The organism is Phyllobacterium sp. 22229 (genome assembly GCF_052056495.1).
In the GTDB taxonomy this organism is placed as follows: Bacteria; Pseudomonadota; Alphaproteobacteria; order Rhizobiales; family Rhizobiaceae; genus Phyllobacterium; species Phyllobacterium myrsinacearum.
Genome location: NZ_JBQEPA010000011.1, coordinates 54,175 through 79,057, shown reverse-complemented (window position 1 = coordinate 79,057; position 24,883 = coordinate 54,175). Strand labels below are relative to the sequence as shown.

Sequence of the window (24,883 nt, the reverse complement as noted above, 5' to 3'; positions counted from 1 at the left end):
GCGGCTCATTGGCTCTTCGGGGTGAAAGAGGTTCCGTTCACGCTGTGAAGCAGACGGTCAAAGCGCAGTTCCGACGGCCAGCGCCACAGTTCCAGCGGGCTTGCCTTGCCGGCAATGGAGAAGAAGATGATGTTGGCACGGCCGATAAAATTCTCGAAGGGCACGTAGCCGACGTCAAAGCGGCTGTCGGCGGAATTGTCGCGATTGTCGCCCATCATGAAATAATGGCCGGCAGGCACAACGAACTCCCGCGTATCGTCGCCGATGCCATTGGGGGTCAGATCGAGCGTGTCATAGGTTACGCCGTTCGGCAGCGTCTCGCGGTAGACATCCACGGGGCGGTTGACTTCGGTGACATCGGGATTGTTGATCTGGCCAACCTTCACGCGCGGCACGGCCACGTCATTGAGGTAAAGCACACCGCCACGCATCTGCACGCGGTCACCGGGAAGGCCGACCACGCGCTTGATGAAATCCAGCGAGGTATCATTTGGCTTGCGGAACACGGCGATATCGCCGCGCTGCGGCTCGCTGGCCCAGATGCGCCCGGAAAACAGGTTCGGCGCAAAGGGAATCGAATATTTCGAAAACCCGTAGGAGAATTTCGAAACGAAGAGATAATCGCCCTCAAGCAGGGTCGGGCGCATCGAACCGGACGGAATGTTGAACGGCTGGAACAGCACGGTGCGGATCACCAGAGCGAGCAGCAGGGCCTGCACGACAACACTGATCGTCTCGCCAAGACCGCCAGATTTTTTCACAACAGATTTGTCGCTCACGCTCGTCATATCTCCAAATTTCTTAGCTGCACCCTCTTAACCGCTGAAACAGCAGGGAGCAATGCTACATAGGCCCGCTTCATGGCGTTTGATTGCGGCTATTCCACGATTTTCAGCGCCTCGATAATCACGAATGCTTGCGCAAGCGGAAAATCGTCGGTGATCGTCACATGGATGCGCGCGGTATGTCCGGCCGGCAGAATCGCCTCAAGCCGACGGGCGGCACCATTGGTCAGCCGCATCGTCGGCGCGCCGCTCGGAAGATTGATCACCCCCATGTCACGCCAGAAAACGCCTTCGGACAACCCCGTCCCGAGCGCCTTGGCACAGGCTTCCTTGGCGGCGAAACGCTTGGCATATGAGGCGGCACGCAGCTTGCGCCGTTCGGAACGGGCCTGCTCGACCGGCGTATAGACGCGATCGATGAAGCGCTGGCCATGCCGCTCCAATGTCTTTTCAATGCGTCTTATATCAATCAGGTCACTGCCGATCCCGATGATCATGAGGGTTCGGCCACCTTTTCCAGCGCATAACCGGCCTTGCGGCGGTTCTGGAAGCTGGCAACGATCCAGCGGGTCGGGAAATAGACCACCAGGGCGGCGATGAAACCGAGGGGTACCGCACCGATCAGCATCGGCTTGACAATCGGCCCCCACAATTCAGCGAAATCCAGATGCCGCAGCATATGGCCGAGGTGGTGCGGGAAAGGCTCGTCGCTGGGACCGCCGCTCAGAATGAACCGTCCGGCCTCCAGCGTCGCGCCCCAGATAAACGGCAGGAACAGCGGATTGCCGAGCGTCGTGCCAAGGATGGCGGCGGCGATGTTGCCGCCGATGATCCAGGCAATCGCCAGCGCCACGGCGATATGCACGCCGAGGATGGGAATGAACGAGGAAAAAATACCGGCGGCAAGTCCCGCGGCAATGGCGTGCGGGGTTGCCCGCAGCCGCAGGACGCGCTTGCCGAAATAGCGCAGCGACCGGCCGACCGAGCGGCGCGGCCATAGCGCAGTACGCATCCGTTCACGGAAGCCCGGTTTGATACGCCGTTTGAAGAGCATTGGTATTCAAGTCCCTCGACGCTGGGGCCAGCGAGTGCGCAACTGGCTCAGCGCTCACGTCTTTTGGTTAATCAAATATTACGACTACCAGGCTTAACGGGCGGAATTGCGGCAAGCTCCGGCGGTAATTGGTCAGCAGGATAGGCCGGGACTTCATATTCCGCCAGTGCAATCAGCGGCACGCCGACATCTGTCTTGCCGGCGGAACGATCGATGATGCAGGCAGCGGCCAGAACCTCGGCACCCAGTTCCTGCAAGGTGGTGACCGTTTCGCGGATCGACAAGCCCGTCGACACGATATCTTCGACAATGACGACACGCGCGCCCTTGGCAATTTCGAAGCGGCGCAGGCGGAACACACCGTTTTCCCGTTCGACCCAGATGGCCGGAACGCCGAGATGGCGCGATGTCTCATAGGCCGGGATGATGCCGCCGATCGCCGGTCCAACCACATAGTCGATCGGGCCAAGACCGGCACTCCTGATCTTGTCGGCCAGCGCACGGCACACGCGCTCGGTCTTGTCGGCGTGCATGAACACACGGGCCTTTTGCAGGAATGTCGGGCTGCGCAAGCCCGATGTCAGGATAAAATGCCCTTCCAGCACTGCCCCCGCTTCGCGAAATACCTGCAGAACTTCATCCGTATTCATGTGTGCCCCTCTATCCGTTCACGCGCTGTGCGTCGCTGACGCACTTGCTTTCCTTGAGTTTCGACAGGATCCGGTTGAGATGTTTCAGATCCCAGACCTCCAGGTCGACGATCATCTGCGTAAAGTCAGGCGCCGTGCGGACCATGGAGAGATTGTGAATATTGGTTTCGTTGGCGGCGATGATCTGGGCGATCTCGGCCAGGGAACCCGGCGCATTGATCGCCGAAATGTTGATGCGGGCCGGAAACCGGTCGCGCCTGCTCTCGTCGATATCCCAGCGCACGTCGATCCAGCGCTCCGGCTGGTCGTCATAGGCCATCAGCGCCGATGACTGGATCGGGTAGATGGTCATGCCTGCGCCGGGCTGGAGAATGCCCACGATGCGGTCGCCCGGCACTGCGCCCTCCGGCGAGAAGTGCACGGGCATGTCGGGGCTCGCGCCGCGGATCGGCAGGGCGTGCGGGCCGCCCGGCTCCCATCCCGCCGTGCCGTCGCTGCCTTCCGGCATCTTGAAAATCATGCCCGACGTGTTGCGGAAATTGACCCAGCCTTCCTCGCGCTCGCTCTGTGTCGGCTTGGGCTTGGAGTCCTGATATTCCGGATAGACCGCCTTCATGACATCGGAGGACGGCAGTTCCCCGCGCCCGACGGCGGCCAGAACATCGTCGATCTCCTTGCGCGCCAGACGCGGCAGGCCTTTCTTGAGTTCATCACGCGAATAGACTTTCCCGGCCCGCTCGAAAGCCCGCTCGAGAATCTGCGTGCCGAGGCCGGAATACTGCTTGCGCACGGCAATGCGCGTGGCACGGCGGATGGCGGCGCGCGCCTTGCCGGTGACGACGACCGATTCCCAGGCGGCCGGCGGTGTCTGCGCCTTGGAGCGGATGATCTCGACTTCGTCGCCATTATGCAGTTCGGTCATCAGCGGCATGATGCGGCCATTGACCTTGGCGCCAACGCAGCTGTCGCCGATATTGGTGTGCACCGCATAGGCGAAATCGATCGGCGTTGCCCCGCGCGGCAGAGCGATGAGCCGGCCTTTCGGCGTGAAGCAGAAAACCTGGTCCTGAAACAGTTCCAGCTTGGTGTGTTCGAGAAACTCTTCCGGATTGTCGCCTTCCGCCAGGGCTTCGATGGTTTGCCGCAACCAGGCATAGGCGTTGGTTTCCGTCGAAATGACATGCGGATTCTGGGCGCTGCCGCGATCCTTGTAGATCGAATGGGCGGCGACGCCGTATTCGGCAATGTCGTTCATTTCACGGGTGCGGATCTGCAGTTCGACACGCTGGCGCGATGGACCGACGATGGTGGTATGGATCGAACGGTAGTCGTTCTGCTTGGGCGTCGAGATATAGTCCTTGAAACGTCCGGGAACCATCGACCACGTCGTATGGATGATGCCGAGCGCATTGTAGCAATCGGCGACGGTATCGACGACGACGCGGAAGCCGAAAATGTCGGAAAGCTGTTCGAAGGAGAGCCCCTTGCTCTCCATCTTGCGAAACACCGACCAGGCCTTCTTCTGCCGGCTTTTGACATTGGCCTTGATGCCGCGCTTTTCGAACAGGCTGGAAAGATCGGTTTCGATCTGCGTCAGCGTGCTGCGGTTCTTTTCCATCAGCTCGGCAAGCCGGTTGGTCACGGCGTTGAAAGCTTCCGGATTGATATAGCGGAAGGCCAGCCCTTCCAGTTCCTCGCGCATATCCTGCATGCCCATGCGCCCGGCGAGCGGCGCATAGATATCCATGGTTTCCTCGGAAATGCGCAAACGCTTGTCCGGCGGCACATGATGCAGCGTCCGCATATTGTGCAGGCGGTCGGCGAGCTTGACGAGGAGCACCCGCACATCGTCGGAAATGGCCAGGAGCAGCTTGCGCAGGTTTTCCGCCTGCACGGCCTTTTTCGAGACGAGGTCCAGCTTCTTCAGCTTGGTCAGGCCCTCGACGAGCTTGCCGATATCGGGGCCGAACAGCGTGTCGATTTCCTGCCGGGTCGCCGAGGTATCCTCGATGGTGTCATGCAGCAGGGCAATGGCAATGGTCGCCTCGTCCAGATGCATGTCAGTGAGAATGGCGGCCACTTCGAGAGGATGGGAAAAATACGGATCGCCCGATGCGCGCTTCTGATGACCATGCTTCTGCATGGCATAGACATAGGCCTTGTTGAGCAGCGCCTCATTGACGTCAGGCTTGTAACGCTGAACACGCTCGACAAGCTCATACTGACGCATCATGGACGGAAGCCTCCAAACCCAAAACTCTAAATTATCGAGCGATATATGGTAATTGCGTTACCAAGACGCAAAAATAATGCGCCGCAGAAAAACTGCGACGCATCACGATAGCCTGAACTGGCAATCAGTCGCGCTAATAAGAGCGCGACACTTGATTAATAGTCGTCGCTTTTTTCCGGTGCTACCAGACCTTCGATGCCGGCCAGCAGTTCTTCTTCCGACATGCTGTCGAAGGAAACATTGTCGTCTGCTTCGATCTCGACGATCTCGTTGCCTTCGCTGTCGGCTGATGTGACCTGCGGTACCACGGCAACAGCTTCCGGCTCATCGACTTCCACATGCTTCTGCAGCGAATGGATCAGGTCTTCCTTGAGGTCGCCCGGCGAAAGCGTTTCCTCTGCGATTTCGCGCAGGGCAACAACCGGATTCTTATCATTGTCGCGATCGATGGTGATCGCTGCACCCTGTGAAATCAGGCGTGCGCGGTGACTGGCGAGCAAAACCAGTTCAAACCGGTTCTCGACTTTGTCAACGCAATCTTCAACAGTGACGCGGGCCATGGACTGCCCCTTTCATTTTTAACTGAATTAGCGGATTAAGCGGGACATAACGCGGTTACACGGAAAAAACAAGCAAAAGCCGTAGGCAGGTTCGACACCGGCTGTTTAACAGTAAAAAACAATCACCATATAGTGAGCGTCCCGGTCCAAAATTCGGACAATTTTTCCACCCGGCTATTGGCTTTTCACCGAACCCGACGTAGTAAATATGCTACTTTCGTATAAGATCAGATCGAGCTTTATTACCTCCTAGCTGATTTGAAATTGAAGCTCACCTTTTTGAAATGGAACCTTATTATGTTTGATCCACGTGAAAAGATCGTTTTGTTTATCGATGGTGCAAATCTCTACGCAGCCTCAAAGGTACTGGGATTTGATATTGACTATCGCAAACTTCTTGCCGCTTTCCAGAAGAGAGGCTATTTGCTTCGCGCATATTACTATACAGCGCTTGTAGAAGATCAGGAATACTCATCGATACGCCCGCTGATCGATTGGCTTGATTACAATGGATATAAGGTTGTTACGAAGCCTGCAAAAGAATTTACCGATTCTGCTGGCCGCCGTAAGATCAAGGGCAACATGGACATTGAACTTGCTGTCGATGCCATGCAGTTGACGGACACGGTGGATCATTTTGTTATCTTCTCCGGCGACGGTGATTTCCGTTCCCTGGTGGAAGCCCTGCAGCGCAAGGGCCGCAAGGTCAGCGTCGTTTCGACGCTCTCGACCCAGCCGCCGATGATATCGGACGAACTGCGCCGTCAGGCGGATCATTTCATTGATCTGACGTCGCTGCGCAGCGAAATCGGCCGTGAGGCCTCCGAGCGCGCACCACGCCGCGTCGAAGAAGAACAGGTCGATTACTAATAATCGCTGATTGATATTTGTCGAAAGATTTGGAAATGCCGCATGGAAAACCGTGCGGCATTGTGCTTTTTAGCGCCTCATGAGTATCGAACCCTCCCCCGACTGCCCGATCTGCCCGCGACTGCATGATTTCATCGCCGGATGGCGCGCGAAAGAACCCGCATGGCACAATGCGCCGGTCCCTGCCTTCCTGCCCGCGGGCGGCATCGAACAGGTTCAGCTCCTTATCATCGGGCTGGCGCCCGGCCTGCGCGGCGCCAACAGGACGGGCCGCCCGTTCACCGGCGATTATGCGGGGGATCTGCTCTATGGCACGCTTGCGCAGTTCGGCTTTTCCCGCGGCACATTCGCCGCCCGGCCGGATGACGGTCTGGAACTGCTCAATGCGGCGATCGTCAACGCCGTCCGCTGTGTTCCGCCGGAAAACAAGCCGGTCGGCAGCGAGATCAACAATTGCCGGCGGTTTCTCACGCCGACCATCCAGCAGTTCCGCAACCTGCGCGCCATCGTGACCCTTGGCACCATCGCACACCAGTCGACGATCCGGTCGCTCAAGCAGCCGGTGGCGAAGTTTCCGTTCAGCCATGGCGGACAGTCCGATATCGGCGATATCCGCATTTTCTCCAGCTATCATTGTTCGCGCTACAACACGAATACCGGACGCCTGACCGAAACGATGTTCAAGAGCGTCTTCGCTGCCGTGCGCGCGCATCTGGACGCGGTGGCTTAAGGGCGTATCCGGCGCAATCAGCCGCGGTCGCGCAGCAGCCGTGACTTCTCACGATTCCAGTCGCGCTGTTTTTCCGTCTCGCGCTTGTCGTGCAGTTTCTTGCCGCGGGCAACGGCAAGCTCGAGCTTCGCCCTGCCCTGATCATTGAAATAAAGTTTCAGCGGCACGACGGTCATGCCTTCGCGGTCCACCGATTGCGCCAGCCGTGCCATTTCGCGCTTGCTGACCAGCAGCTTGCGGTGGCGGCGCGGCGCATGATTGAAACGGTTGGCCTGCAGATATTCCGGAATATAGGAATTGATCAGCCAGAACTCGCCGTTTTCGAGACTGGCATAGCTTTCGGCAATGTTGGACTGGTTGTTGCGCAGGGATTTGACCTCGGTGCCCTGCAGCACAATGCCAGCCTCCATCGTGTCGAGAATCTCGAAATTGAATCGCGCTCTGCGGTTCTCAGCAATGACCTTGCGAACCGTTATGGGTTTTTTGGCAGCTTTGGGCTTATTCATGAGGCCTATATAATGCTTTGCAACTGAATTGTCAGTTGATCAAACCCGCATGTTTCATCGCCTGATCAATACGGTCCGCAGTTGCGGCTTCAATCGGGACGAGCGGGGAACGCAGCGAATTGTTCATCTTGCCGAGCTTGGCCAGGGCATATTTCGGGCCTGTCGGATTGGGTTCGATAAAGAGCGCCTTGTGCAGCGGCATCAGGCGGTCCTGAATGGCGAGTGCGGCGGCATAATCGCCCCGCAGGGTCGCAGCCTGGAACTCGGCACACAGGCGCGGCGCGATGTTCGAGGTGACGGAGATGCAGCCGACACCGCCATGGGCATTGAAGCCGAGCGCAGTCGCGTCCTCACCGGAAAGCTGGATGAAATCCAGCCCGCAGGTGATGCGCTGTTCCGAAACGCGCTCGATCTTGCCTGTCGCATCCTTGACGCCGGCAATGTTCTTGAAATCATGCGCCAGCTGACCCATCGTCTCCGGCGTCATGTCGATGATCGACCGGCCCGGAATGTTGTAGATGATGATCGGCAGCGAAACGGATTCGGCCACAGCCTTGTAGTGGGCATAGAGGCCGCGCTGGTTCGGCTTGTTGTAATAGGGCGTGACAACGAGAATGGCGTCCGCCCCGGCCTTTTCGGCATGCTGCGCCAGTTCGATGGCTTCGCGCGTGTTGTTGGAGCCCGCACCGGCAATCACCGGCACCTTGCCCTTGGCTTCCTCGATGCACACTTCAACCACGCGCTTGTGCTCGGCGTGGGACAGCGTCGGCGATTCGCCCGTCGTTCCGACAGGGACGAACCCATTGGTGCCTTCGGCGATCTGCCAGCCCAGGAATGCGCGAAAGGCTTTCTCGTCAAACGACCCGTTTTGGTCGAATGGCGTGACGAGAGCGGTGATTGAGCCTTTCAGCATGGTGAACTCCAAGAAAACAATATTAGATCACGGCCGGGCCAGTATGGCACCAACCAGGAGGTGGCGCACCATAGTCGTGCAACCTTCGCCGGGCAAGATGATTTCCTTGATGAAAAACAGCAAAGCAATTGATGTTTTGCGCAAAAGCAATGGCTCGTGCTAACCTTTCGTTAAGATTGCCTTCACACGTCCGCCATTATTATCTGATCCAACAGTTCTGGATCCGGGGCTGCGGTGTGATCCTTTCGATAAATTGGTTGCCTGAATGCTGAGAACTTCTGTTTTGCGTCATGTTCTTCTCGCGTCATCGCTGCTGGTGACGACGGCTTCGCTCGCGCAAAATTCAACGCCGCCCATCCCGACCCTCAAACCGTTTGCCCCCACCCAGACGCGGATCAGCCCCGCAGCGCAGATCATGGCAAAGCCCGATCCGGTGACCACGGCGGGAATCGCCCAGCCGTCAAAGCCGTCGGCCATTGCGGGCAGCCTCAAAAGCGGCCTCGACGCCCTGTCGAGCGGTGGCGTGCAGCAGGCTCTCGGCATCCGCAATGGACTGCCCGCCGACGCGCTGGACCGGCATATCCTGACCTGGGCCATCGGCCTGTCAAACGCGCCCGGTGTTCCCAGCTCGGAAATCGCCCATGCGGCGGCCGAACTGCCGGGCTGGCCTGGCATGGCGACCTTCCGCAACAATTCGGAACGGGCGCTGTTCAAGGAGAATCCGCCGGCGGCAACGGTGATCAATGCCTTTGGCGGTACCCCGCCGCAGACGGCCGAAGGCACCATCATCCTGGCCCGTGCCTTTGTCGCCACCGGCAACACCACCCGTGCCCGTCAGGTTCTCGGCCCCTTCTGGCGCACCAAAAAGCTGGACGATGCACAGGAAACGGCGATCCTGAAGGAATTTGCGCAGGTCATTCCGCGCGAAGACCATCTGGCGCGCATGCTGACCATGCTTTACGAAGGCAAGGCAAAATCGGCCGGACGCGTCGCCAGGCTTGCCAATGCGGACGTGCTCTATCAGGCCTTTGCCGCGGTTCTGCAGAAGTCGCCCGATGCCGCTCAGAAACTGGCGGCTGTCACCGGCTCCTGGCAGTCAAACCCGGCTTACATCTTTGCCAAGGCGCAGTATCTGCGCCGTCAGGAGCGCTTCAAGGAGGCGGCCGACGTTTTGGCCACCGCGCCGCGCGACGCGGCATCGCTTGTTGACCCGGACGCCTGGTGGGTGGAACGGCGCGTGCTGTCGCGGGAGCTGCTGGATATCGGCGATGCCAAGCGCGCCTACAAGATCGCGGCCATGCACAGCGCCGAAACCCCGTCGGTCGCCGCCGAGGCAGAATTCCATGCGGGCTGGTATGCCCTGCGCGCGCTCAAGGACCCGCAGACGGCACAGGGCCACTTTGCCCGCATCGCCGAGATTTCGTCGCGCCCCATGTCCGCATCGCGCGCCTATTACTGGCTGGGCCGTTCCGCTGAAGCGGGCGCGGGCGGCAATGCCAATGACTATTACAGCCGCGCGGCCCGTTACGGCACGACATTCTACGGCCAGCTGGCCGCCGCCAAGCTGGGACAGGCGAGCCTGCAACTGCCCTATCCGCGTCCGAGCGATGCGGATCGCGCCCGTTTTGCCCAGCGCGAAGCCGTGCGCGCCATCCAGCGCCTGGAAGACACCGGCTATGCGCAGCGCGCGGCCATTCTGTACACCAGCCTGAGCCAGGAACTCGACAGTCCCGGTGAGCTGGCGCTTCTGGCGGTCATGGCGGAGCGCACGAACAATCACTTCGTCGCCCTGCGTGTCGGCAAGATTGCGGCACAGCGCGGCATCGATGTCGGCGCCCTGTCGCATCCCGTCGGCGCCATTCCAGGCAATGCCAATATTTCCGGTTCCGGCGCCGCCCTCGCCTATGCCATCGCCCGGCAGGAGAGCGAGTTCAACGCCAGTGCCGTTTCAAGCGCGGGCGCGCGCGGCCTGCTGCAATTGCTGCCCGGCACGGCCAAGGATGTCGCCAAACGCGCGGGTATTTCCTATTCCAAGGACAGGCTGACCGGCGATGCCGCCTATAACGCCACCCTTGGCGCACGGTTCCTCGGTGAACAGATCGCCAAATTCGACGGTTCCTATGTCCTGACCTTTGCCGGATACAATGCCGGGCCCAACCGCGCCAATGAGTGGGTTTCGCGTTACGGCGATCCGCGCGGCAAATCCGTCGACGAGGTCGTCGACTGGATCGAGCGCATTCCCTACACGGAAACCCGCAATTACGTGCAGCGCGTCATGGAGAACTACGAGGTCTACAAATCGCGGCTCTATGGCAAGGCCCAGATCGAGAGCGATCTGACCGCCGGAAGGCTGCAGCGTTAAGCGGGCCCTACACTCAACAACAGGATTGCGGATTGGCCGATTTATTTCGTGACATTCATTTCGACGCCCCGGACGGCCTGCATCTCTATATGAGATTTTACCAGCCCGAGCACAAAAGCGACGGGCTGCCGGTCATCTGCCTGCCGGGACTGACCCGCAACAGCCGCGACTTTCACGATCTCGCACTGTCCTTGTCGCAGCACCCGCAGACGCCGCGCCCGGTCGTCAGCGTCGATTATCGCGGACGCGGATTGTCGGACTACGATCCGGACTGGACCCACTACAATATCGGGGTGGAAGCGGGCGACGTCATCGCCGGTCTTGCCCATCTGCAGATCGACCGGGCGATTTTCCTCGGCACATCTCGCGGCGGGCTGATCACGCATATCCTGGCGGCCATCGCGCCGCAGCTTCTCGCAGGCGTCATTCTCAATGATATCGGGCCGGAGATAACCGCCGCAGGCCTGCAGCAGATCGGCGCCTATCTCAATGGCGCGCGTCAACCCAAGGACTGGAATGACGCGGCGGAACTGCAGCGGTCGGTGCACGCAGCAGCCTTCCCTGCGCTGACACAGGACGATTGGCATCGTTTCGCCCGCATGATCTACCGCGAAGACAATGGCGTGATCCGCGCGGATTACGACCCCAATCTCCGCAAGACGATGGAAAATATCGACTATTCGCAAAAACTGCCGGATTTATGGGCCCAGTTCGAGCTGATGAAGGACCTGCCGCTTTTGGTCATCCGGGGTGAGAACACCCCTTTGCTGGCGCAGGAAACCGTTGACGAGATGATGCGGCGGCATAGCGCGCTGCAGGTGTTCAATGTCGCCGGTCAGGGCCATGCGCCGCTGCTGGAGACAGGCCGCATGCCCGAGCTGATCGCCGCGTTTTGCGCAGGCGTTGATTTGCGCGCGGACTAGCCGCCCTTTGCCGGTTTTCTCGGCGCTGCCTTGGGCTTGGCCTTCACAGCAGCCTTTGCTTTTGCCGGCGCTTCGCCCGTCTGCTTGACCAGTCCGGCGGCCTGCTTCATCCAGTTTTCGCGGTGGGCACGGCCGGGGAAACCGATGGCCCGGCTTACCCAGGCGGCCTGATCGACATCCCAGCCCGCGATCTGGTCGAAATGAAACACGCCCAGAGCATAAAGCTCCGTCTGGATAACATTGCCGATACCCTCGATATCCGACAGGCGATCCGGCTTTCCCCGCCGCGCATTTTTCAACAGCGCCGGACGGTGCGTCTCGTCCTGTTGCAGAGCAGCGCGGACAGTATCGCTTGCCGCGGTCTTGCGGGCCGGTGCCTTGGTCCTTGACCGCGCGGACGCGGGGGATGCCATTGCCGGGACCGGCTCTGCCGGCGGCACCATGGCCGGGCCGGACACCTGCTTGCCGACATCGTCATTGGCGGGCGTGACCGGCGGATGCGTTGCGGCGGCGAGACGCACATCGGCGGCGCGTGTCGATTCCTGAGAAACAGAATCGGTTTTCGGCGAGAACCTTTTGAAAAGATGACCCAAAATGGCGCCGATAATGAACGCGGCTGAAATGAGCAAAAGTGCCTGAAGAAGAAAAATGACCACAGCTCGTTACCTCAGTTTCAACACAGATCAGTTGCGCTTGCCGCCCTGGGTCGACCAGCCGACATAGAAACCGACCAGAGCGGCCACCAGCAGAAACAGCCATAGCTTGGTGATGAGATACATGATTGTCCGCGCTCCCGTTGATTGCACTGAATCGGCACGCCCGCGAATGTTACCCGGCATTGCCGACGGACGGCGGCGCCAGCTTCACCGCGCCCACCCTACCATTACCCGGAAGTTGTGTCTTCAATGCGTTGGTCACAGCCTCATAGTCCGCGGCATTTGCCGCCGTTCCGGTGATGCTGTAGGTCTCCCCGGCAAGCCGCACCTCGCCGCTGATCAGCTGCGATGCCTGCTGCAGGGCGAAATTGGCAAGGTCGGCAAATCCCTGCGGCGCGCCGCGTGCGACGGCCATCTCGTCGAGGATTTCAATGCCCGGCATGGCATTTTCAGCCGCAGCCAGAAGTTTGGCGCGCATATCGCCATAGGGAACATTGCCCGATAGCAGGATCCCCTGATCCGATTTCGTCACCACAAAGCTGAAAGGATCGACCAGCGGCAAAAGCGTCGCCGCGTTTTCGACGACGCGAATGCCATCGGTCGTATCAGCAATTTTCAGCGCCGACGCGAGCGCTTCTTCCGATGGCGCCACCCCTTTGAGGGTCAGATCGCGCCCGTCAACCTCGATGCTGGCCCAGCTGTTGTCCACTTCCAGCGCTGCGGCGACGGTTTCGGTCAATTGCCGGTCCATCGGCTCGGCAAGGAACCAGCCGGCAAGCGTTGTCAGACACACAACGGTGATCAGACCGGGCCAGAACCAGCTTTTAACAATGTGCATGGATGGCGTCTTCCCCTTGCGGCAATCGAACAGAATGCTGTCTTGCCTCATGTCGGCGGGAATATCAACACGGCGCCTGACGCCAAGCGGCGAAGAACGGAAAACGGAAGGCGGCGCAAAGAAAAACCCGGCAGCTTGCGCTGCCGGGTCTTATGAACTCAAATCCTGAAAGGATTAGAAGTTGCGCTGGAAGCGGATCATGCCGCCGAATGCGTCGTCGTTGCCGCCGTTGGCAATCGATACATCCTTACGATGACCATCGAACTTGGTGTAGCTGACTTCCGGAGTGATGGTGAAGCCAGGAACGAGCTCGTAAGCAACGTTCAAAGTACCAGCAACGGTGCCTTCGGATTCGTATGCAACCTGTGCATTGACAGTTGCCTTATCCGAAACCTTGGCGGACAGACCACCCCAGACAGCCCAATCGCCTTCCCAGCGGCCGAACCAGTTCAGGCTGCGTGTGTGGCCGATCGAGTAGTTGTCGTCGAAGTTGGACTGATAGCCACCCATGACGAATGCCTTGACGGTGTCGGTGATCTTGACGTCCAAACGAACCTTGCCGGCCCATTCTTCGATAACCGAGTCATAAGCTGCAACAGCCGAGATGCCGCCCCAACCCTGCTCATACTTCACACCGCCGAGCACATGCGGCATGTAATCGTTGATGCGGTAGTCGTGCTTCACACCATCGTTGTCGGACTCGATTTCACCCTGTTCTGCAGCGATGATCGCCGAGAAACCATTGCCAGCCGTAAAGGTGTAGCTGACCTGGTTGGATGTGCCGGACTGATAGTTGATCACGTCGTCGTTGATGACGTCGCCGGCATAACCGGTCCACGAACCGAACAGTTCGTCAGCAACACCGATGCGGAAGCCGCCGAGTTCGATGTAAGCCTGAGGAATGGAGGATGCGTTGGAGCCGTTCTGGTAGTTGAAACGTGTTTCAATGTACGAACGCAGTGTGCCGAGTTCGGTTTCCGAACGGGCATCAAAACGGATCGTTGCACGTGTCAGCTTGTCGTATGTGCCGTCGCCTGTAGGATCGCTGCCCTGATTGACGTGGCCGCCGGTGTATACGCTGTCGCCGCCCTTGGCGTCATAACGCAGATAGCCGCCGATCTTCAGGCAGGTCTCGGTTCCGGGAATGTAGAAGAAGCCCTTGCCGTATGCATCGCAAACGCGAACGTATTCGACAGCTTCTGGCTCAGCGACGACAACTGCATCGGCAGCGCGTGCGCCAGTAACTGCAACCAAGGCTGCAGCGGAGCCGAGTAGAAGGCTCTTGATGTTCATTTCTGACCTCCAGTCAAAGTTAAAAATGGGTCTGGGCATTCCAATTTGGCTGAAGGACAACCTTGTCCCCATCCCCTAAGTCCTAGAAGAAATGCGATCAACGCCGTTCTTCTGCGACCGAACATACTCGCCATCTCCGGGGTTTCAACCATGAATGTCGGCATGCACACCTTGCGGCGCCTCTATGCCTTATCCCTGTTGCACAAATGACACGAAATCGTCGCGACCCCGGCAAAATCTTTACCACTCATTAATATAGGTAACCGGATTTTCATCAATTCCTACCCATCGATGGCGGAAACGGAACGGCGATTTGACTCGAAACCGGGCATGCATCGCAGGCATATTTGCGGTGCGCGCATCGAATCAAATGCGGCACGCACTGATTCTGACAGGTGGTTTGCCATGACTTATTTCTATCTCTTTGTAGCCATAATTTTCGAGGTAGCAGCCACGTCGGCGCTCAAGCAAGCGGATGGTTTTACAAGGCTTTGGCCATCGCTGATTTGCTTGGCCGGCTATGCAGCGGCCTTCTATTTCCTCTCCATCCTGGTCAAGACCATGCCGGTCGGGATCGTCTATGCCATCTGGTCGGGCGCCGGGATCGTGCTCATCGCCGCAATCGGCTGGTTCTGGTTCAAGCAGCCGCTCGATATGCCGGCAATCATCGGCCTTTCGCTGATTATCGCCGGTGTTCTCATCGTCAACCTGTTCTCCGGAACCGTCGGACACTAGGGTCAGGCAGTCCGGTCACAGCCGGTTGAATGCCCTGGCCTCCCGTCACCTTTGACTGGAGGTCAGAAATGAACATCAAGAGCCTTCTACTCGGCTCCGCTGCAGCGCTCGTTGCAGTCACTGGCGCACGCGCTGCCGATGCAGTTGTCGTCGCCGAACCGGAAGCTGTCGAATATGTTCGCGTTTGCGATGCATACGGCAAGGGCTTCTTCTATATCCCCGGAACCGAGACATGCCTGAAAGTCAGCGGCCATGTGCGGTTTGATACACAGGGTGGTGACGATGTCTCCAAGGGCGGCAAACTCGGCACCTGGAAACTGAAATCGCGCGCCACCATCCGCTTCGATGCCCGTTCGGACACTGAACTTGGTGCCTTGCGCTCCTATGCCGAAACGCAGTTCAACAATGCCGACGGCGACTCCAATGCGGCAATCCCCCACGCCTATATCTCGCTTGGCGGCTTCCGCATCGGCGTCACCGACTCGCTGTACGATACCTGGACCGGTTCTGCCGGCAACGTGATCAAAGACGGCATCATCGGTTATGCCGGCGATGGTGATAACCAGGTCAGCTATACGTTCACCGGCGGCAATGGTTTCTCGGCCCTCATCGGCCTGGAACAGGGTGACAAGGACCATGTGATCACGGACTACGTGCCGCATGTCATTGGCGGTGTGAAGTTCGAACAGGGTTGGGGCGGCGTCTCCGGCGTTGTCGGCTACGATTCGGTGGTTGAAGAATGGGGCGGCAAGCTGCGCCTGGACGTGAAGTTCACCGACACGCTCTCCGCCTTCGTTCTGGGCGGCTATCAGTCCGGTTATGGCGACCACGCCAAGGAAAAGCGCACCTCGTCCTATTACGGCCCGTGGAATGGCGACTGGGCGCTCTGGGGCGGTCTATCCGCCAAGGCTTCCGACAAGGCCACCGTCAACGCGCAGTTGGCCTATGAATCCGAAGGCACCTATGCCGGCGCACTCAATGTCGCTTACGAACTGGTTCCCGGTTTCACCATCACACCCGAACTCGACTACACCAAGTTCGATGGTGCCCGTAAGACCAAATCCCTGGCCAATAAGGGCGGCGATCACGCGTTTGGCGGGTTCCTTCGCTTCCAGCGCAACTTCTAATGTTGTGACGTGCATAACCAACGCCGGAATTGACCGGCGTTGGATTTTCCAAAATTCATTTTAACCACTCAATTTTCAGCGCCCGTTACCACGGCGCACAGACATTTAGCAGGGAAAGGATAGCAAAGCGGTCGCGGACCGAGGAGATATGGACATGTCGAGGCAAGATTGCTGGGGACTGGCTGTTGAGGGCGCTGTGCAAGGCTTCCTCGAACAGGATTTTATTATCCAAAAGTTCTATACCCCACCCGATTGCGCTTTTCAGAAAGACGATTACAACTCGATGCATATTTTATTTATGCATATTTTTCTGATTTAGAGCGTGATCCCTATGACAATTTCATCGATGGGTGCCAAACAGGCGGACACCGACTTCCCGGTTCGATTTCAGTACAGTGTTACCTACGCGGCGGCGGACCATAGGGGCAACCGCGTGGTCAGAGATCACTCGCTGGATGAGCTGACGGCGCGTTATATCGGGATTCTCTGGGACGACGGTTCGCACAAGGGCAATGTCAAATCCTTCCTGGGCGAAACCAGCGAGATACTGGCCGGCAACCGGTTCAGTGTTTTTACCCAGGACATGCTCGATTCCGTCATCGGTGCACTGCGCGAGCGCGGCAACAGCAATGCAACCATCAACCGCAAAATGGCTGCCTTGAGCAAACTGCTTCGGAAAGCTTGCAAGATGGGCGATATTTACAACCTGCCCGAATTCCGGCGCCAGAAGGAAAGACAGGGCCGCATCCGCTTTCTCGAGCTGGAAGAGGAGGCGCGGCTGTTTTCGGCCATTCGCGCCAAATGCGAAGACAGCTACCGCCTGAGCATCTTTCTTGTCGACACGGGGTGCCGGCTCGGCGAGGCGATCGGGCTGAACTGGAACGACCTGCAGGGAAGCCGCTCGACATTCTGGCTGACAAAATCCGGACGCAGCCGCACCGTGCCCCTGACCCGGCGCGCCCATGACGTCACCCAGATTCCGCGCGGGCGCTTGAAGGGGCCGTTTGCCATGCACGACCAGCCGCGATTCCGCGCCATCTGGAATGAAGCCAAGGCGGAGGTTGGATTGGGAACGGATGATCAGGTCGTGCCGCATATCCTGCGCCATACCTGCGCGTCACGGCTGGTGCGCGGCGGCATCGATATCAGGCGCGTGCAAATCTGGCTCGGCCATCAGACATTGCAGATGACCATGCGTTACGCACATCTGGCCACGCATGATCTTGATCCCTGCGTGGCTGTGCTTGAGCAGGATTGATGACCGGCGATGGCGCGCCTGTTGTTCCCGCCTGTCCCTGCGCCGTCACGCGACCCGAGCCGTGTCCAGCCCGCACCCGGCCGGCGAAAAACCGTCAGAAGTGATAACGGATACCGACCGTATTGGCGTTTGATCCCTCGCCCATATTGCCGAAGGTTTCGCCGGCACCGGAGCGGTGATGCAATTGCCACGTCACTTCCAGATTGGGCGCGCCGCCCCAGCGAAATGAAAGTTCCGGCCCGAGAAAGCCAAGGAAGGACGCATCACCATCATAGCGAAGCTCGCGTTCCTTCTCGATCTGGGTCTCGCCCGTCACGGCACTGAAACCGGCGGTGAATGCCGGGGAGATCACGACATTGCCGATAACGAGACCCTGGTGCTTCAGCCGGACGCCGGTCCAGACTTCGCCCGAGGTGTCGTCGTCCTCGCCGAAGCGCAGCGCCACGCCGATGACGCCGCCAAGTTGAAATCCCGATCCGAGATCATAGACATCGCGGCCATAGGTGACGCCGATCAGGCCGTTCCCGGTGTAGTCCACACCGAAGAGATGAATGGCTCCACCCGCCGTGTCGCGTGCAAACGGCCCGCCCAGCAGCGTGATGTCATTGCGCTTCGGCGCCTCTCCGGGTTGCAGGAACGGATCCGAGGTGGCAAAATAAATGAAGGGATGGGCCTTGCTGGCGGCCGTCACCGGGCCGGAAGAAAGTCCGAGAATCGCCGCGCTGACCAGCGCTCCAACACCAACCGAACGCCAAGATTTCATCTGTGCCCTCATGGTTCCTGAACAAACGAGTCTGGTGCACACGATACAAAAAACGACGGAAGAAGAAACACAAAATTAACCATAGGCTTTTTTGACCGCCGGCATGGGCAGCGCGTGACCGGTTTGGCACTGTATGACGGCCCCGAAAAGACAGGGCCCGGCGCTGTTGCGCCAGGCCCTGTCCTTTCGACTTTTCGCTGTCATTCCCTCAGTTTCGCCTCAGGTTCGGATAATCTCCTCCTCAGCTTCTGATGGTATCAAGCGCACGTTGTCACCTTCGGGCAACGTGAGGCTCGGCAATTCATCCCCCGATGATCCCCCCCTGCCGGGCCTCATTCCCGGCTTTGCACCACTGCCGGTCAAGTATACCCAGAGTTCCTGGCCTGACCTTGGCATGTTCAAATTCGCCGTGAATCGATCGATATATTACGTCTCTCAAAAAAAATCACAAGACAAGAGGGCAGAACAAGTTACAGGCAAGAATTGCGTTTCCTTGTCAGCACATATGCCAAGAAAAAATTGCTCCGCCCCGTGCGGCAATACATCGATCCCCCCCACCACACTAATCCCCCTCTCCCCGCGCTGGCGCCGGGATGCCGGCGGCCGCCCCCATTTTCGCAAGGTCTTGATTTCTGTCATATCACGTAACATATTAAGTGACATGAAATGCGGATGTTCAAACCGGCGCCGCAGCAAGTGGAGACGCACACGCGATGACCGCCTTTTCCGACCCGCAAGCCGTGGCGCGCTATGCCGACGGGCCGACCCGTTTCGTGCCTGGCTTTGATGCCATGCAACGCATGACGACGCTGCTGCTGGCGGAGCGCGCGCCTGACGACGCCCGTGTGCTGGTGCTTGGGGCGGGCGGCGGATTGGAGCTGAAGGTGTTTGCCCAGGCGCATCCGGGCTGGACTTTTGACGGCATCGATCCATCAGCAGAAATGCTCCAGCTGGCCGGACGGACGCTGGGGCCGCTGGCATCGCGGGCGCGGCTGCAGCAAGGCTACATCGGCGATGCGCCCGATGGCCCCTACGATGCGGCAGCCTGCCTCCTGACCCAGCATTTCATGGACGCGGCGGAGCGCCAGCGCACGGCGGCTGAGATCCACCGGCGGCTCAAGCCCGGCGCACCGTTCGTGACCGCCCATCTCAGCATCCCGCAAGGCGACGGGGCACGTGCGGCATGGCTTTCGCGCTACGCCGCCTTTGCGGTCGCAGCCGGGCTTGATCCTGAAAAGGCTGCCAACATGCAACGGGCTGTCGACACGAAGACCCACATTCTTGCGCCCGAGGAGGACGAGGCAATCCTGATCGGGGCCGGTTTTGCACAGGTCGAGCTGTTTTATGCTGCCTTCAGCTTCCGCGGCTGGGTCGCCCATGCCTGACGGCCCAATCCGGCATCGCAGGCCGCGCCATTCCCGGATTGGATAGGCCGCGCCGGGATACCGGGAGACAGGAGAATCAGATCAAGGGACGCGGCCATGTCGAATCAGCCACTCCACCCCCGCGGCTCCGCCCGCCAGTTCCGGCCATTTCCATGGCGAAGCGAACGGCAGGCAGCAAAGTGGGCAGAAATGAGGTGGAAAAGGCCTGCCCCGCAGCGTTTGCCCGCCATTATTGATGTTTTCGGCAGGCTCACCGCTTGCACAAAATTTTGGATGAGGCCGAATAAAAGCCTTGCCAACAAAGGGTTTCCTCTTTAGTCAGCGTCCTTGGAGAGGTGGCCGAGTGGTCGAAGGCGCTCCCCTGCTAAGGGAGTAGGGCTCAAAAGGCTCTCGAGGGTTCGAATCCCTTCTTCTCCGCCATTTTCACGCTTATTTTCAAAGACCGTTGTTCCGCAGTGCAGGCGCTCGGACACTGCTGGCTGCTGCAGGACGCCCATGCGGCTGACCTGCAACAGGGCAACCGGCCATAGAAAAGGCGGCTCTCGCGAGCCGCCCCTTTAGCATTCAAGCGTTCCGATGGATATCAGAGACGGAAAACACCCAGCGGATACCAGTAGCCATCGCTGTGACGGCGGTAGCCGCGGCGATGTTCACGGTAGCCGCGCTGATTCTTCCAATATCCCGGACGATAATCGCGGTTGTTGAAATGCGGACGGCGGCGTTCGTCACGGCGGTCCCAGCGACGGTCGTCGCGGCGATCCCAACGGCGATTGTCGTGGCGGCGCCGCTCAACATACTGCACCTGCTCGACATTGGATACGACCGGCGCCTTCTGGGCCGATACCGGTGCCGCGTTCGAAGAAACGACCGAAGTCAATCCAACGAGAACCGCCAGCAAGCCAGCGGTAAACAGCGAAACAAGATTTTTCATAAGTCACTCCTATCGATTCACACCAGGGATAGGTGCGCCTTCAGTGATGAACAGAGTATGAACAGCATTGCGTGCATCTCGTCCGCAACCGCCCCGCGCACGGCTTATCCGGCTATCGCCGCAGGCCGGGGTCCCCGCAAACCGATACAGTTGCCCCAGGGATCGCGAACCTGACACATGGCAAGGCCATCCTGTATCGCCAGCGGCCCGCGATAGAGCGTGGCGCCCAGTTTTTCCATATGAGCGAGAGCCGCGTCAAAATCATCGACCGCCCAATAGACGACGGAGCCGAAGGGTCCCGACCCCACCTGCGCGTCCGCAGGCACGATTTCAAGGCAGACGGAGCCGATCTGCAGGAACTCGAAATCAAACTCGTCGAGCCGCGTGCGGACAGCCTCAGGAAAAACGTGCTGATACCATGCGAGCCCGGCCTCGACATCGCTGACATGAATCAGAATTGCGGCGATGGGGTTTGCTGTCATGGGCATGGGTGCGCGATCTTCCGAGTGCTCTGTACGCGGGGGATAGCCGAGGGCGGCCATGCTGGCAATGCCGGATCGCGCCGCTACTAGACCGCAATACCTGCCACGAAAAATCTCACGACAATGTGAAATGCACCCGCTTGCTCCTCTAGTCACTAGAGACACTACACCCATTGCAACAGCATGCACTGTCCCTATGCACAACAATGGAGACCAGAATGGCAAATGTTCCGAACATTGGCAGCCCGGTGAAAGCCCAGGGGCTTGTCTGCCCCGCCTGCGGGATCAGCCTGCTGATGGGTGACCGCCAGGGTGTTGCAGTCGATTTCTGCCCGCAGTGCCGGGGTGTCTGGCTCGAACGCGGCAAGCTGGACGACATCATCGAGCGCAGCGCGCGCTATGAAACGCGCGGCGCCCAGCAAACCGTGCCGCAGGCACAACCGGCGCCGGCACCATGCCCGGAATCCGATGCATCGCACAGCTATCGCGACGGCGGGCACGGGTCGCATGGCGGGCGCCGCGGCAAGCACGGTTCCCTGCTCGGCCGCCTCTTCGACTGACGCGGCGTCCTGCGGGATTGCTGCTTTCCCGCCGATATGACGGCCGTCGGATTTGGTTATCCGGGCGGCCTGGATTAAGTCTTTCAAGTGCCTGGCTGCCGCTTCAAAGCCAAACGCTTTTCTGCGAAAGGAATGTTCATTGAGACCCATCACACCAAAACTTGCGGTTGCCGCATTGGCTGTTCTGAGCATTGCAGCAGTCACGCCGGCATGGTCGGCCTGCCGCTTCAACACCACCGTCATTGTCGAGGGACCGTCGAAGGCGCGCCTTCCGGCGGGATCGCAGCTCAGCCTGACGATTTTCGATGGCAATCTTGCTGACGCTCCGATGTCGATGACCGCCGTCGCCACGGTTGAAAAGCGCGTTTCCGGTCAGCGTTTTCCGCTGCGGGTACCGGTCAGCGTGCGCAGCGACAAGAAATGTCCGGTCTGGCCTTCGCTTTCCGCCCGCATCGAACAGCGCGGCAAGCTGGCATTTCTCAACGATACCCAGACCCGCGTTCACCCGGGCAAGCGCACTCTTGTCAAGCTGATCGCTGTCAGCCGCTAAAAACGCGCCCTTGCCCCGGTCACGGCTGTTTGCAGGCCGTGGCCAGCAGCGCATTGATGATTCCCTGCACTTCGGGCATATCTTCGAAAATCTCCACACAGACGAATTCTGAAATTTACACCATTCAAAACCATCTATTTTCAACCGCTCCTATACGAATCGAAATTTACGACTCACAACCATGATCACATCTGCACAATGCCGCGCGGCGCGCGCCCTTATCCAATGGTCTCAAAAGCAGCTTGCCGATGCGGCGCATGTCGGCATTGTGACGGTGCGGCAATTTGAAAGCGGCGTATCCGAGCCACGCCACGCAACACGCGATGTCATCAAGCGCGCACTGGAAGCTCGAGGGATCGTCTTTCAGGCGGAGGGAGAAATGACGCCGGGCGGTCCGGGGGTGAGACTGCCCGCAGGATGACGTACACTGCTTTTGAGCCAGGCCGCCGCTCCTGATGAGTGATCACTACCAAAAATATTGCGACTGAAACCGTATTCATCCATCGCATTTGCAGTCAATTGAACTTAGGTATAATACCAAAGATGTTTACTCTGGAAACAACATGGCTATTATCGGAAATCAGATCAGAGCAGCCCGTTCGCTGATTGGCATGGAGCAGATCACTCTCGCCGAGAAGGCGGGTGTGAGCGCCAATACGATACGCAATATGGAGGCCTTCGGAAGCGACAGAGTGAAAGTCCGCACCGATACTCTGGATGCCGTGACCGATGCACTCAAGGCCGAGGGTGTTGTGTTCCAGCAGGATGGCGAGACGACCAGCGGCGGTGCTGGCGTTCGGTTGCGTTGAAACTGAAGCAACCGCGCAGACTGTAGATTGACGTGGTTGTTGCAGGGGCGATAATGCGGTGTAAAAACATGGCGAACAATCATGTTTTGGAAGGAATGGAAACGCGGTGATGGATGGTTACGCAACTCCACTTGTTGGTATAGGCTTTTATACCGCGAGCGACGCTGCGCGGCTGTTGAACATTCCTGTACGAAACATTCGGCGATGGCTCGGCGGGTATCACTACGCTTATAATGGCGAAACCTTTCACATGGAGCCATTGTGGAAACCTCAATTGCCGCAATTTGAAGATCAGATCGAACTTGGATTTCGGGATCTCATCGAGTTGAAATTCGTAAAGGCATTTACCGATGCCGGGCTTGGTTTGAAGACGATTCGTCATTGTTTGGACTATGCGAAAGAATGCGCCCATGCCGAACATCCATTCTCAACACGGCGATTTCAAACGGACGGTAAAACAATCTTTTTAGACAGTGCAAATCTGGCTGGAGACGGTAGTTTACTCGACCTCAAGAAAAAGCAATACACGATCAAAGCCGTGATCGAGCGTACTTTTAAGGACCTTGATATTGACAACGATGCCGTGCGCAGATGGCGTCCATTCAAAGGTAAACAGTCAATCATTGTAGATCCTGAACTTGTTTTCGGACAACCTACGACGGCTGTGTACAACATTCCCACCATTGCGTTAGCCCAAGCCGTTCAAGCGGAAGGCTCCGAGAAAGCGGTGGCAGAACTATACGAAATACCTCTAACAGTTGTGCGAGATGCAGTAGCCTTTGAGGAATCGCTCGCAGCGTGAGGGTCCTATTTGACCACAATATGTCTCCCCGGCTTCCAAGGAGCCTTCAGGCACTGTTTGGTGAACAGTATGAGATCGTCGCATTACGCGATAAATTTCCACCGAATATCAAAGACGTGGAATTGATAAAAGCTTTGAGTGCGCAGGGCGGATGGGTCCTGATATCGGGTGATCGTAGAATTGCCCGCAACAAAGCTGAAAAATCGGTCTTTCAATCATCTCGCATCATCGGAATGTTCTTGTCTCCGGGGCTTTATAAAGCTCCAGTTATCAAACAAGCCGAACGGTTGATTGTGCTTTGGCCAGCGATTGAAACGACTGCATCGACTATGAAAGGCGGCTCAATGTTTGAACTGCCAATGAAATCGCACAAACTTTCACCATTGAAATGACGCCTCAGCTCAATGCGCCTCCCTTTTGATCTCTGCCGCTGCCGCCTCCAGCCCGGCCAGGGCAAAGCGCTGGAAATGGGCGATGATGGCGGTCTGCGGGCCGGGTTCCGGCGACTGAAGCTCCGGCAGCACCTGTGACAGCAATTGCCGGTTGCCGACGAGCAGGATGGCAAAGGGCGCCACGATGTTGAGCAGGCACCGCCCCACCGCCGGATGCTCCACCGGAACGCCGAGAATATCGGCGACAAGCCCGGCCACCACCTGTTTCTTCGGCAGAACTTCCTGCTGCAGCAGCACGGGAAAGGCCTGGGATGGCGCAAGAATCTCGCGGCTCAGCACCCGCAGCACCCATGAGGACGACGCCGGCGCGGTGATTGTCCCGGCAATCAGCCCGATGAGGATTTTCAGCTTGTCGATGGAAGCCCCCGGCCCTTGTGCCAGCGCCACCAGCCGGTCGTAGGTCAGGAGCCGCCGGTGCGCCTCGACCAGCACCTCGGCATACAGTCCTTCAATGCCGCCATAATAATAATTCACCGCGGCGGAATTGCTCCCGGCCCGCCCGGCAATCTCCTTGCCCGTAGCGCGGTCAAAGCCTTTTTCGGCAAAAATTTCGCCCGCCGCTTCCAGAATCTGGGCCTTGGTCGAAGCGCCGTCTTCGCGCCGTCCGGGAAGTTTTCGAGGTGTCTTGCGTATCATGCCCGCACAGTAACCCAGAT

General features: G+C 58.6%; 29 protein-coding genes and 1 tRNA gene. 15 read left to right on the top strand and 15 right to left on the bottom strand.

Annotated elements, in window-relative coordinates; translation table 11 throughout:
• Window positions 1–5: 5 nt before the first annotated feature.
• The 6 genes from lepB to rpoZ all read right to left on the bottom strand — a co-directional run bounded on the left by lepB (window position 6) and on the right by rpoZ (window position 5,282).
• The gene (gene lepB, locus ACTJJ7_RS14820; protein ID WP_105735920.1) at window positions 6–788 is read right to left on the bottom strand and encodes a signal peptidase I; all 783 of its coding nucleotides are present in this window, start codon (window positions 786–788) and stop codon (window positions 6–8) included.
• Window positions 789–877: 89 nt separating this feature from the next.
• Window positions 878–1,282: a holo-ACP synthase gene (gene acpS / locus ACTJJ7_RS14815; RefSeq protein ID WP_105735922.1), complete on the bottom strand. Its 405-nt coding sequence runs from the start codon at window positions 1,280–1,282 to the stop codon at window positions 878–880.
• A complete protein-coding gene (locus ACTJJ7_RS14810; RefSeq protein ID WP_105735924.1) occupies window positions 1,279–1,839 on the bottom strand; it encodes a DUF2062 domain-containing protein in 561 nt (186 codons plus the stop codon). The genes acpS and ACTJJ7_RS14810 overlap by 4 nt, the downstream gene beginning before the upstream one ends.
• Window positions 1,840–1,910: 71 nt before the next feature.
• A complete protein-coding gene (pyrE, locus tag ACTJJ7_RS14805) occupies window positions 1,911–2,489 on the bottom strand; it encodes an orotate phosphoribosyltransferase (protein WP_105735926.1) in 579 nt (192 codons plus the stop codon).
• Between the two features lie 10 nt (window positions 2,490–2,499).
• Window positions 2,500–4,722 (bottom strand): RelA/SpoT family protein, encoded by a 2,223-nt coding sequence (locus ACTJJ7_RS14800; RefSeq protein WP_105735928.1) that lies wholly within the window; start codon window positions 4,720–4,722, stop codon window positions 2,500–2,502.
• Between the two features lie 155 nt (window positions 4,723–4,877).
• Window positions 4,878–5,282 carry a DNA-directed RNA polymerase subunit omega gene (rpoZ, locus tag ACTJJ7_RS14795; RefSeq protein WP_105735930.1) on the bottom strand — a complete coding sequence of 135 codons (405 nt, stop codon included), beginning with the start codon at window positions 5,280–5,282 and terminating at the stop codon, window positions 4,878–4,880.
• Between the two features lie 297 nt (window positions 5,283–5,579).
• Here rpoZ and ACTJJ7_RS14790 point away from each other — a divergent pair, with 297 nt between their 5' ends.
• Complete coding sequence (locus ACTJJ7_RS14790) at window positions 5,580–6,152, top strand: LabA-like NYN domain-containing protein (protein WP_130269024.1); 573 nt, start codon at window positions 5,580–5,582, stop codon at window positions 6,150–6,152.
• A 79-nt stretch (window positions 6,153–6,231) separates the two neighbouring features.
• Window positions 6,232–6,882, top strand: a complete 651-nt coding sequence (locus ACTJJ7_RS14785) for a uracil-DNA glycosylase (protein WP_440967739.1) — start codon at window positions 6,232–6,234, stop codon at window positions 6,880–6,882.
• Between the two features lie 17 nt (window positions 6,883–6,899).
• Here the strand turns inward: ACTJJ7_RS14785 and smpB are convergent, their stop codons facing one another.
• Both smpB and dapA read right to left on the bottom strand, forming a co-directional pair.
• Window positions 6,900–7,388, bottom strand: a complete 489-nt coding sequence (gene smpB, locus ACTJJ7_RS14780) for an SsrA-binding protein SmpB (RefSeq protein WP_105735936.1) — start codon at window positions 7,386–7,388, stop codon at window positions 6,900–6,902.
• Between the two features lie 31 nt (window positions 7,389–7,419).
• Complete coding sequence (gene dapA, locus ACTJJ7_RS14775) at window positions 7,420–8,301, bottom strand: 4-hydroxy-tetrahydrodipicolinate synthase (RefSeq protein WP_440967737.1); 882 nt, start codon at window positions 8,299–8,301, stop codon at window positions 7,420–7,422.
• 265 nt (window positions 8,302–8,566) lie between these two features.
• On the opposite strand from dapA, the gene ACTJJ7_RS14770 reads away from it, so the two are divergent.
• Entirely contained in the window at window positions 8,567–10,663 is a 2,097-nt protein-coding gene (locus ACTJJ7_RS14770) for a lytic transglycosylase domain-containing protein (protein ID WP_440967735.1), read from the top strand.
• An 89-nt stretch (window positions 10,664–10,752) separates the two neighbouring features.
• A complete protein-coding gene (locus ACTJJ7_RS14765; RefSeq protein ID WP_440967872.1) occupies window positions 10,753–11,586 on the top strand; it encodes an alpha/beta fold hydrolase in 834 nt (277 codons plus the stop codon).
• Here the strand turns inward: ACTJJ7_RS14765 and ACTJJ7_RS14760 are convergent.
• From ACTJJ7_RS14760 to ACTJJ7_RS14750, 3 genes are all read right to left on the bottom strand, one after another.
• Window positions 11,583–12,242 carry a hypothetical protein gene (locus ACTJJ7_RS14760; RefSeq protein ID WP_440967733.1) on the bottom strand — a complete coding sequence of 220 codons (660 nt, stop codon included), beginning with the start codon at window positions 12,240–12,242 and terminating at the stop codon, window positions 11,583–11,585. The genes ACTJJ7_RS14765 and ACTJJ7_RS14760 overlap by 4 nt on opposite strands.
• A gap of 172 nt (window positions 12,243–12,414) precedes the next feature.
• Window positions 12,415–13,080 carry a BON domain-containing protein gene (locus ACTJJ7_RS14755; protein WP_440967731.1) on the bottom strand — a complete coding sequence of 222 codons (666 nt, stop codon included), beginning with the start codon at window positions 13,078–13,080 and terminating at the stop codon, window positions 12,415–12,417.
• A gap of 174 nt (window positions 13,081–13,254) precedes the next feature.
• Window positions 13,255–14,373: a porin gene (locus ACTJJ7_RS14750; RefSeq protein WP_440967729.1), complete on the bottom strand. Its 1,119-nt coding sequence runs from the start codon at window positions 14,371–14,373 to the stop codon at window positions 13,255–13,257.
• Between the two features lie 405 nt (window positions 14,374–14,778).
• Here ACTJJ7_RS14750 and ACTJJ7_RS14745 point away from each other — a divergent pair, with 405 nt between their 5' ends.
• From ACTJJ7_RS14745 to ACTJJ7_RS14735, 3 genes are all read left to right on the top strand, one after another.
• Entirely contained in the window at window positions 14,779–15,108 is a 330-nt protein-coding gene (locus ACTJJ7_RS14745; RefSeq protein WP_105736155.1) for a DMT family transporter, read from the top strand.
• Between the two features lie 68 nt (window positions 15,109–15,176).
• Window positions 15,177–16,235, top strand: a complete 1,059-nt coding sequence (locus ACTJJ7_RS14740) for a porin (protein WP_440967727.1) — start codon at window positions 15,177–15,179, stop codon at window positions 16,233–16,235.
• Between the two features lie 331 nt (window positions 16,236–16,566).
• Window positions 16,567–17,493, top strand: coding sequence for a tyrosine-type recombinase/integrase (locus tag ACTJJ7_RS14735; protein WP_440967726.1), 927 nt, complete (start codon window positions 16,567–16,569; stop codon window positions 17,491–17,493).
• A gap of 94 nt (window positions 17,494–17,587) precedes the next feature.
• On the opposite strand, the gene ACTJJ7_RS14730 is transcribed toward ACTJJ7_RS14735, so the two are convergent.
• Window positions 17,588–18,256, bottom strand: coding sequence for a hypothetical protein (locus ACTJJ7_RS14730; RefSeq protein ID WP_105735952.1), 669 nt, complete (start codon window positions 18,254–18,256; stop codon window positions 17,588–17,590).
• A gap of 713 nt (window positions 18,257–18,969) precedes the next feature.
• Here ACTJJ7_RS14730 and ACTJJ7_RS14725 point away from each other — a divergent pair.
• Together ACTJJ7_RS14725 and ACTJJ7_RS14720 are read left to right on the top strand one after the other, a co-directional pair.
• Window positions 18,970–19,641, top strand: a complete 672-nt coding sequence (locus tag ACTJJ7_RS14725) for a class I SAM-dependent methyltransferase (protein ID WP_105735954.1) — start codon at window positions 18,970–18,972, stop codon at window positions 19,639–19,641.
• Window positions 19,642–19,970: 329 nt separating this feature from the next.
• Window positions 19,971–20,061 (top strand) — tRNA-Ser (locus ACTJJ7_RS14720).
• A gap of 163 nt (window positions 20,062–20,224) precedes the next feature.
• On the opposite strand, the gene ACTJJ7_RS14715 is transcribed toward ACTJJ7_RS14720, so the two are convergent.
• Both ACTJJ7_RS14715 and ACTJJ7_RS14710 read right to left on the bottom strand, forming a co-directional pair.
• Window positions 20,225–20,572 (bottom strand): hypothetical protein, encoded by a 348-nt coding sequence (locus ACTJJ7_RS14715; RefSeq protein WP_440967723.1) that lies wholly within the window; start codon window positions 20,570–20,572, stop codon window positions 20,225–20,227.
• Window positions 20,573–20,676: 104 nt separating this feature from the next.
• Window positions 20,677–21,060: a VOC family protein gene (locus tag ACTJJ7_RS14710; protein WP_440967722.1), complete on the bottom strand. Its 384-nt coding sequence runs from the start codon at window positions 21,058–21,060 to the stop codon at window positions 20,677–20,679.
• Window positions 21,061–21,272: 212 nt separating this feature from the next.
• On the opposite strand from ACTJJ7_RS14710, the gene ACTJJ7_RS14705 reads away from it, so the two are divergent.
• From ACTJJ7_RS14705 to ACTJJ7_RS14680, 6 genes are all read left to right on the top strand, one after another.
• Window positions 21,273–21,614 (top strand): zf-TFIIB domain-containing protein, encoded by a 342-nt coding sequence (locus tag ACTJJ7_RS14705; protein WP_440967720.1) that lies wholly within the window; start codon window positions 21,273–21,275, stop codon window positions 21,612–21,614.
• A 139-nt stretch (window positions 21,615–21,753) separates the two neighbouring features.
• Window positions 21,754–22,164, top strand: coding sequence for a YbaY family lipoprotein (locus tag ACTJJ7_RS14700; RefSeq protein WP_158531342.1), 411 nt, complete (start codon window positions 21,754–21,756; stop codon window positions 22,162–22,164).
• Between the two features lie 181 nt (window positions 22,165–22,345).
• Window positions 22,346–22,585 carry a helix-turn-helix domain-containing protein gene (locus tag ACTJJ7_RS14695; protein WP_440967718.1) on the top strand — a complete coding sequence of 80 codons (240 nt, stop codon included), beginning with the start codon at window positions 22,346–22,348 and terminating at the stop codon, window positions 22,583–22,585.
• 142 nt (window positions 22,586–22,727) lie between these two features.
• Window positions 22,728–22,973, top strand: coding sequence for a helix-turn-helix domain-containing protein (locus tag ACTJJ7_RS14690; RefSeq protein ID WP_440967716.1), 246 nt, complete (start codon window positions 22,728–22,730; stop codon window positions 22,971–22,973).
• A 109-nt stretch (window positions 22,974–23,082) separates the two neighbouring features.
• Window positions 23,083–23,775 carry a hypothetical protein gene (locus ACTJJ7_RS14685; RefSeq protein WP_440967714.1) on the top strand — a complete coding sequence of 231 codons (693 nt, stop codon included), beginning with the start codon at window positions 23,083–23,085 and terminating at the stop codon, window positions 23,773–23,775.
• Window positions 23,772–24,167, top strand: a complete 396-nt coding sequence (locus tag ACTJJ7_RS14680; RefSeq protein ID WP_440967712.1) for a hypothetical protein — start codon at window positions 23,772–23,774, stop codon at window positions 24,165–24,167. The genes ACTJJ7_RS14685 and ACTJJ7_RS14680 overlap by 4 nt, the downstream gene beginning before the upstream one ends.
• 9 nt (window positions 24,168–24,176) lie before the next feature.
• On the opposite strand, the gene ACTJJ7_RS14675 is transcribed toward ACTJJ7_RS14680, so the two are convergent.
• Window positions 24,177–24,863: a CerR family C-terminal domain-containing protein gene (locus ACTJJ7_RS14675; protein WP_440967710.1), complete on the bottom strand. Its 687-nt coding sequence runs from the start codon at window positions 24,861–24,863 to the stop codon at window positions 24,177–24,179.
• Between the last annotated feature and the right edge of the window lie 20 nt (window positions 24,864–24,883).

Bases quoted from the DNA above. Each gene is read 5' to 3' on its own strand.
- ACTJJ7_RS14710 (WP_440967722.1), bottom strand. From the start codon at position 21,060: ATGCCCATGACAGCAAACCCCATCGCCGCAATTCTGATTCATGTCAGC.
- acpS (WP_105735922.1), bottom strand. From the start codon at position 1,282: ATGATCATCGGGATCGGCAGTGACCTGATTGATATAAGACGCATTGAA.
- ACTJJ7_RS14685 (WP_440967714.1), top strand. From the start codon at position 23,083: ATGGATGGTTACGCAACTCCACTTGTTGGTATAGGCTTTTATACCGCG.
- ACTJJ7_RS14690 (WP_440967716.1), top strand. From the start codon at position 22,728: ATGGCTATTATCGGAAATCAGATCAGAGCAGCCCGTTCGCTGATTGGC.
- ACTJJ7_RS14695 (WP_440967718.1), top strand. From the start codon at position 22,346: ATGATCACATCTGCACAATGCCGCGCGGCGCGCGCCCTTATCCAATGG.
- ACTJJ7_RS14790 (WP_130269024.1), top strand. From the start codon at position 5,580: ATGTTTGATCCACGTGAAAAGATCGTTTTGTTTATCGATGGTGCAAAT.
- ACTJJ7_RS14730 (WP_105735952.1), bottom strand. From the start codon at position 18,256: ATGAAATCTTGGCGTTCGGTTGGTGTTGGAGCGCTGGTCAGCGCGGCG.
- ACTJJ7_RS14765 (WP_440967872.1), top strand. From the start codon at position 10,753: ATGAGATTTTACCAGCCCGAGCACAAAAGCGACGGGCTGCCGGTCATC.
- smpB (WP_105735936.1), bottom strand. From the start codon at position 7,388: ATGAATAAGCCCAAAGCTGCCAAAAAACCCATAACGGTTCGCAAGGTC.
- ACTJJ7_RS14785 (WP_440967739.1), top strand. From the start codon at position 6,232: ATGAGTATCGAACCCTCCCCCGACTGCCCGATCTGCCCGCGACTGCAT.
- dapA (WP_440967737.1), bottom strand. From the start codon at position 8,301: ATGCTGAAAGGCTCAATCACCGCTCTCGTCACGCCATTCGACCAAAAC.
- ACTJJ7_RS14750 (WP_440967729.1), bottom strand. From the start codon at position 14,373: ATGAACATCAAGAGCCTTCTACTCGGCTCCGCTGCAGCCTTGGTTGCA.
- ACTJJ7_RS14770 (WP_440967735.1), top strand. From the start codon at position 8,567: ATGCTGAGAACTTCTGTTTTGCGTCATGTTCTTCTCGCGTCATCGCTG.
- ACTJJ7_RS14755 (WP_440967731.1), bottom strand. From the start codon at position 13,080: ATGCACATTGTTAAAAGCTGGTTCTGGCCCGGTCTGATCACCGTTGTG.
- ACTJJ7_RS14740 (WP_440967727.1), top strand. From the start codon at position 15,177: ATGAACATCAAGAGCCTTCTACTCGGCTCCGCTGCAGCGCTCGTTGCA.
- ACTJJ7_RS14715 (WP_440967723.1), bottom strand. From the start codon at position 20,572: ATGAAAAATCTTGTTTCGCTGTTTACCGCTGGCTTGCTGGCGGTTCTC.
- ACTJJ7_RS14705 (WP_440967720.1), top strand. From the start codon at position 21,273: ATGGCAAATGTTCCGAACATTGGCAGCCCGGTGAAAGCCCAGGGGCTT.
- ACTJJ7_RS14800 (WP_105735928.1), bottom strand. From the start codon at position 4,722: ATGATGCGTCAGTATGAGCTTGTCGAGCGTGTTCAGCGTTACAAGCCT.
- ACTJJ7_RS14735 (WP_440967726.1), top strand. From the start codon at position 16,567: ATGACAATTTCATCGATGGGTGCCAAACAGGCGGACACCGACTTCCCG.
- lepB (WP_105735920.1), bottom strand. From the start codon at position 788: ATGACGAGCGTGAGCGACAAATCTGTTGTGAAAAAATCTGGCGGTCTT.
- ACTJJ7_RS14745 (WP_105736155.1), top strand. From the start codon at position 14,779: ATGACTTATTTCTATCTCTTTGTAGCCATAATTTTCGAGGTAGCAGCC.
- ACTJJ7_RS14675 (WP_440967710.1), bottom strand. From the start codon at position 24,863: ATGATACGCAAGACACCTCGAAAACTTCCCGGACGGCGCGAAGACGGC.
- pyrE (WP_105735926.1), bottom strand. From the start codon at position 2,489: ATGAATACGGATGAAGTTCTGCAGGTATTTCGCGAAGCGGGGGCAGTG.
- ACTJJ7_RS14725 (WP_105735954.1), top strand. From the start codon at position 18,970: ATGACCGCCTTTTCCGACCCGCAAGCCGTGGCGCGCTATGCCGACGGG.
- rpoZ (WP_105735930.1), bottom strand. From the start codon at position 5,282: ATGGCCCGCGTCACTGTTGAAGATTGCGTTGACAAAGTCGAGAACCGG.
- ACTJJ7_RS14810 (WP_105735924.1), bottom strand. From the start codon at position 1,839: ATGCTCTTCAAACGGCGTATCAAACCGGGCTTCCGTGAACGGATGCGT.